The 5,701-nt window shown below is 66.8% G+C and carries 5 protein-coding genes and 1 pseudogene; 4 read left to right on the top strand and 2 right to left on the bottom strand.

The genetic code is table 11. The features are described from left to right. Positions 1-104: 104 nt before the first annotated feature. Entirely contained in the window at positions 105-836 is a 732-nt protein-coding gene (locus tag P2L57_RS39640) for a hypothetical protein (RefSeq protein ID WP_308292568.1), read from the bottom strand. A 20-nt stretch (positions 837-856) separates the two neighbouring features. Between P2L57_RS39640 and P2L57_RS39635 the strand changes: the two genes are divergently transcribed. Both P2L57_RS39635 and P2L57_RS39630 read left to right on the top strand, forming a co-directional pair. Beyond that, positions 857-1,207, top strand: coding sequence for a hypothetical protein (locus P2L57_RS39635; RefSeq protein ID WP_275823427.1), 351 nt, complete (start codon positions 857-859; stop codon positions 1,205-1,207). A gap of 316 nt (positions 1,208-1,523) precedes the next feature. Beyond that, entirely contained in the window at positions 1,524-2,993 is a 1,470-nt protein-coding gene (locus tag P2L57_RS39630; protein ID WP_275823425.1) for an AAA family ATPase, read from the top strand. 169 nt (positions 2,994-3,162) lie between these two features. Here the strand turns inward: P2L57_RS39630 and P2L57_RS39625 are convergent, their stop codons facing one another. Continuing rightward, a complete protein-coding gene (locus P2L57_RS39625; RefSeq protein ID WP_275823423.1) occupies positions 3,163-4,248 on the bottom strand; it encodes an integrase core domain-containing protein in 1,086 nt (361 codons plus the stop codon). 76 nt (positions 4,249-4,324) lie between these two features. Here P2L57_RS39625 and P2L57_RS39620 point away from each other — a divergent pair. Further along, positions 4,325-4,446 (top strand): annotated as a pseudogene (locus P2L57_RS39620) (2-phospho-L-lactate transferase); the annotation flags it as partial. Positions 4,447-4,769: 323 nt separating this feature from the next. Next, the gene (locus P2L57_RS39615) at positions 4,770-5,312 is read left to right on the top strand and encodes a GNAT family N-acetyltransferase (protein WP_275823421.1); all 543 of its coding nucleotides are present in this window, start codon (positions 4,770-4,772) and stop codon (positions 5,310-5,312) included. The last annotated feature ends 389 nt before the right edge of the window (positions 5,313-5,701 follow it).

The following is a 5,701-nucleotide window of genomic DNA, read 5'->3' as shown; positions in this document are numbered from 1 at the left end:
CGCAAGCGGTGGACCATGCGCTGGAAGGCACCCTTGAACGCCTTCCAGATCGCCTTCGAGGGCCGCCTGACCCCGAGCAACAACTGACCACTCAACAACCAAGATCAGCCGTTAAGTTGACACACCCGGATAAGGAACTTGCGGTCCGGGGTGTTGATGTTGGTGCCTATGAGGAAGTTGCGGGCGACCTGGGTGGTCCATGCGCCCGTGGGGTGGGCGGTGACGCCGAGCAGCCGGGCACGGCGGGTGCCGTGTTCGAGCATGACCAGGGCGTAGATGCGTTTGAGGTTGATGGTGTCGACGTGCAGGAAGTCGACGGCGACGATGTACTCGGCCTGGGCTTTGAGGAACTGCTTCCAGGTCGGTCCGGCACGACGTGGGGCGGGGTCGATGCCGGCCTGGTTCAGGATGTTCCAGACGGTGGAGGCGGCCATCTTGTGGCCGAGGCGGGTGAGTTCGCCGTGGATGCGCCGGTGGCCCCATCCCGGGTTCTCGGCCGCCATGCGCAGGATCAGGGTTTTGACTGCGGTGGCCGTGGGCGGGCGTCCGGGTCGGCGTTTGTGGCTGTAGTCCCACTTCTGCGCGACGAGTTTGCGGTGCCAGGCCAGTAGCGTGGCCGGGGTGATGGGGAAGGCTTGGGGCCAGCGGCGGCGCGGTATCAGGTGCGAGAGCGCGGCGAACCATAGGCGGTCGGCTGGTTCGTAGCGCACGCGCGGGACGTGTCGGCGTAGGACTGCGTTCTCGTGCCGCAGCACCAGCAACTCGGCGTCCTTGGAGATGTCACGCCGCAGCAGCAACGTGGGCAGCGACAGCAGACGGCGCGTGACGGTGTACACCGTGGACAGGATCACGAAACATGATCCCAGAGGAGGCCGAACCGCTGTTCTGGGACCTGGACTCCTGGTTCCTCACGGCAACGGACTTCAACGCCAGACGACGATTCGTGTTCTTGAGCCCCACAGGTAGCGAGCACCACCGGGATGGGTTCGGCAACCGGCGGCGTGGCAGCGGGAGCGGTTTGGGTATCTCGGCCAAGAATGCTCAGGAGACGCGCGTTGTCTGCCCGCAGCCGGGTGAGTTCCTGCTGCAGTTCTGCGTTCTCCTCCAGTGCCATGTCGAGGCGAATGCGCAACTCGTCAGGGTCGGAGCAGTCGGACCAGTCATCCACACCCCTCATGATCCAGACCGCGCGTGCGCCACGCAGTGAAAACCACCAAGTTCAGCCTCCGGGCGGGCGGCCCCTGCGCGGATCACGCCAGTCAGGCGCTGTCCGGTCAGATCCGCCAGCACGGAGGCCATGGCGTTGTAGGTGCGCCGTACGCCGTCGGTGTTGCCCAGACGGTGGCGTTTCCAGCCGGATGGCGCAAGTGACGCGCTTCGTAGATCCGCGAACGCCACGTCGCGGCAGGGGAGCGATCCCGCTCCCCGTAGGTCTCCCAGAACCCCTCGCGCTCGTCGGCGTTCGCCAGTGCAATGGAACAGCTATGATAGTTGCAGCTATCATAGCTGCTGGGAGGTGTCCAATGGTGGCCAAGCCGGAGCGGCTGTTTGCGCGGGATACGGAGTGGCGAGAGCTGGGGGAGTTCGCCGGGTCGGGGCAGGAAGGGGCGTCGCTGGGGCTGGTGTACGGGCGGCGACGGCAGGGGAAGACGCTCATGTTGGAACTCCTCGCGCGGGAGGCGGGCGGGTTCCTGTTCGCGGCGACCCAGCAGAGCGAGGCGCAGAACCTGGCGGACCTGGGGGCGGCGTACGCGGCGTTCCGGGGTCTGCGGCGGCCGGTGCTGTTCGGTGACTGGCGGGAGGCGCTGGAGGAGCTGTTGCGGATCGGTGAGAACGCTGCGGTCCCGGTCGTCATCGATGAGTTCCCGTACCTGGTGGCGGCGACTCCAGCGCTGCCCTCCTATCTTCAGCAGGCGTTGAGCCCTCTGAGCCATGCCAAGGAGCACACGCGGACCCGGTTGATTCTGTGCGGCAGCGCGCTTACCACGATGGCGCAGCTGTTGGGCGGGGGTGCCCCGCTGCGCGGGCGGGCGAGCATGGAGTTGGTGGTGCGGCCGTTCCGGTTCCGGGAGGCGGCCGCGTTCTGGGGGGTGGAGGCGGATCCCGAGCTGGCGTTCCGGCTGCATGCACTGGTGGGCGGGACCCCGGCGTACAAGGAGATGTGCGGAGGCGCGGGGCCGCAGAGCCTGGCGGACTTCGATGGCTGGGTGTCGCGTCGGCTGCTGAACCCGGCCTCGGCCATGTTCCGCGAAGGGGGGCTGCTGTTGCGTGAGGAGCCCTCGATCGCCGACCCGACCTCGTACGCGGCGGCGCTGACGGCTGTGAGCGCGGGCCATCACCGGCGGTCGCAGATCGCGGGGGCGCTGGGACGGCCGAGCAGTGCGCTCGCGCATCTGCTGTCCGGACTGCAGGACATCGGGCTGCTGGAGCAGGTTGAGGACGCCCTGCGAGACAAACGCAGTGTTTTCCGGGTTGCCGAGCCAGTGGTGCGGCTGCACCAGTTGCTGATTCAGCGGCACGAGCCGGAGCTGGTGGTGGGGCGGGCGGATCGGGTCTGGGCGGAGAACGCGGACACCGTCGCCGGGAAGATCTACGGGCCGCACTTTGAGGAGCTGGCCCGCCAGTGGTGCTTCGAGCATGCTGCGCCGGAGAGCCTGGGCGGAAGGGCGAGCTGGGTGCGTCCAACCGAGATTCCTTGCCGGGAGCACCGACGCGGGCACGAACTGGACCTCGTGGTGGCGGAGTCGCCAGCGTTCGGAACCGAGCGGATCACTGCGATCGGTGAGGCCAAGGGGACACTCACGCCCGTCGGTGTGTCGCAGCTGGAGCGGCTGGAGCACCTGAGGGGGCTGCTGCCCAGCGCCCGGGTCGGGGCATTGCCCAAGCTCCTGTTCTTCGCCCGGTCCGGCTTCACCGATGATCTCCAGCGTGTGGCCGACGGACGTAGCGACGTCGAACTCATCGATCTCCACCGTATGTACGACGGGGAGTGAAGACTCTGCACTTGTGGTGGCGCGTCAAAGGGACAGCGTTATCGGTGGGAACGGGAACTGACTGCGCTGAAATGCCGTCGAGTGGTGCTCAACGGCCCTGACAGGGCAGAAGTTCAGACATGGCGGGAGGCTGCTGCGGCTGTGGGGCTCGAATAATCGTCGCTGCTGGTCAAGGGGCGTATCTGTACTCGTGGATGAGGCCGCCGAGGACGCTGGTGCGTAGGACTCGGCGGCTGTCTGGTGCTTGGAGCGTGGGCGGTTGTTCGTGGGCCTGGGGAGGTAGTTGGGATCGGGCCCGGTGGGGGCGGTGCGCGTTGTAGTGCTTCTGGTATTCGGCCAGGACCTGGCGTGCGTGAGCCTCACCGAAGATGAGTGTGTGGTCGAGGACTTCTCGGCGGAGGGTGCCGATGACTCGCTCGCAGTGGGCGTTGGCCTTCGGCGCGCGGACCGGCGTCTTGATGATCTCGATGTCCGCTGCTTGGAAGGCGGCGTCGAAGGCGTCGCTGTACTTGCTGTCGCGGTCTCGGATGAGGAAGCGCAGCGAGTCCGTCCGCAAGCCGAGGTCGATTGCGAGGTTGCGGGCTTGCTGGGTGGCCCAGGCAGCGGTCGGGTGTGCGGTGACGCCGGCGATGTGCGGGCGCCGGGTGTGGTGCTCGAGGAAGACCAGGGCGTACAGGCGGTGTAGGCCGATGGTGTCGATGTGGAGGAAGTCGCATGCGATCATGCCGGTGGCCTGTGCGGAGAGGAACTCGCTCCAGGTTGGGCCGTTGCGGCATGGTGCGGGATCGATTCCTGCGGCGTTCAGGATCTCCCAGACTGTCGAGGCGGCGATCGGGTGTCCGAGGCGGGCCAGTTCGCCCTGGATCCGGCGATGGCCCCATCGGCTGTTTTCGCGGGCGAGGCGCAGCACGAGCTTCTTGATGGCGGCCTGAGTGGGCGGCCGTCCGGGGCCTCGGCGTCGTTGGGAGTAGTCCCAGCGGCGGGCGACGAGCTTGCGGTGCCAGGCCGACAGCGTGCTCGGAGCAATCGGGAAGATCTTGGCCCAGCGACGGCGGGGGATCAGCGAGGGCAGGGCAGTGAACCACAGGCGGTCCGCGGGCTCGTACCGTATACGTCCTTGCAGCTGGCGCCGTAGCACGGCATTTTCGTGGCGCAGGACGAGAAGTTCAGCCTCCCTCGTGGTGTCTCGCCGTAGCAGCACTGCTGGGATGGAGAGAAGACGTCGAGTCAGCTGGTATAGGAGCGACACGATCACCCGAGCATGGTCGCAGAGCTGCGCAGGGGTCGGAGGCGCTTTGACCAGTAACGATGAATAGCCGAGCCCCACAGGTCTGAAGCGGGCTGCGCAGGATGCGGACGTCTTGGCGATCCTCAACACCAAGGACACGTTCACCTATCCACGCTGAAGGTCTGCCCGGAACTGGACACGGTGATGTACACACTCGGCGGCGGGAAGCTACCCGCGCAGCCGAACTTGCAGGGGCAACGGCCGTGTGGGGTGCGCGACGTGGGCCGCGCACCCCACACGGGGTGCCTTGGGCCTCCGCTGGGTCGTCCCCGCGGCGATCCGCGCCCGGTCCATCCGCTCGGGCGCGGATTTGTGGCTTGTCGGCACGAGCAGGGCCTGCGGCGTGGCGGGCGCCCAGGTGTAGGCGGGCCCATCCTGGGTTGGACACCACCACGGCCGGTTGTGATAGCCCCCTGGGATTCTGGTGGGCCGATGACTGCCCGCCGGTTATCCTGCCTCGTCCTGACAAAACAGGGAGGTCTCTCACCATGAGCAGCACCACGTTGCCTTTTCCCGATCGGATCGAGCTCACGGGGGAAGGTCTCGTCCTGCGCGACTGGACGGAAGCGGACCTGGGCGCGATGCCCGACTTGTTCGACCACCCCGACATCGCGTACTGGACGCCGATCGTCTCCCCCTTCGATGAAGCGGCCGCCCGCGCACGACTGGACCGAGACCGGCAGCTGCGGACGGAGGGCACGACGATCCTGCTCGCCATCACCGTTGACGGTCGCGCCCCGCTCGGCGAGGTGATGCTGCGGCGTACCCCCGAGGGCACAGAACTCGGCTACGCGATCGGCCCGGCGCACCGCGGCAAGGGGCTGGCTGCGCGGGCGGTGCGGGTGATGGCTGCGTATGCCTTCGAGCAACTGGGCGTCGAACAAGTGATCCTTGAGCTGGAGGCCGAAAACGCCGCCAGCGTCGCCGTGGCCACCAAGGCGGGCTTCAGCCTGCTCGACGTGCCGCTGATCGAGGGGGAGGAGAAGGGGCGGCCCTATGCACTGCAGACGTGGGGTCTGAATCGCTCCTGATACTCAGCCTTCATCCCTTTGCGGTGCCGCTCGTGATGTCAGCATGCGACTTCGTGGTTCCTCAGCATGGGGCGGACGCGCTCGCGCGCCTCAACCAGGTGTCCCGGAACTAGGGCGCGTATTGAGTCGTGATCAATTTTTGGGTTTTGCCCTCACTCCGAGGCCTGATCCGGTAGATCGTTGTGCGTGACGCGAGTGCAACTGACAGAGGAAGAGTGGGAGTTCATCGGGCCGTACCTGCCGATCGGCGAGTACGGCCCCTCGTAGCGCTTCAAAATGGCTTCACCGGCTGTGAGCTGGGGTTTCTTCGGGTTGTCGGCTTGCTCGGTGGTACTCGTTGATGAGGCCTGTCACAGCCTCTTTGCGTTCGATCCGCGTTGTCGGCAGCG

It is taken from the genome of Streptantibioticus ferralitis, from assembly GCF_029223525.1.
Taxonomy (GTDB): Bacteria; Actinomycetota; Actinomycetes; order Streptomycetales; family Streptomycetaceae; genus Streptantibioticus_A; species Streptantibioticus_A ferralitis.
This window is presented reverse-complemented; position numbering and strand designations above follow the sequence as displayed.

Bases quoted from the DNA above. Each gene is read 5' to 3' on its own strand.
- P2L57_RS39635 (WP_275823427.1), top strand. From the start codon at position 857: ATGATCCCAGAGGAGGCCGAACCGCTGTTCTGGGACCTGGACTCCTGG.
- P2L57_RS39630 (WP_275823425.1), top strand. From the start codon at position 1,524: ATGGTGGCCAAGCCGGAGCGGCTGTTTGCGCGGGATACGGAGTGGCGA.
- P2L57_RS39615 (WP_275823421.1), top strand. From the start codon at position 4,770: ATGAGCAGCACCACGTTGCCTTTTCCCGATCGGATCGAGCTCACGGGG.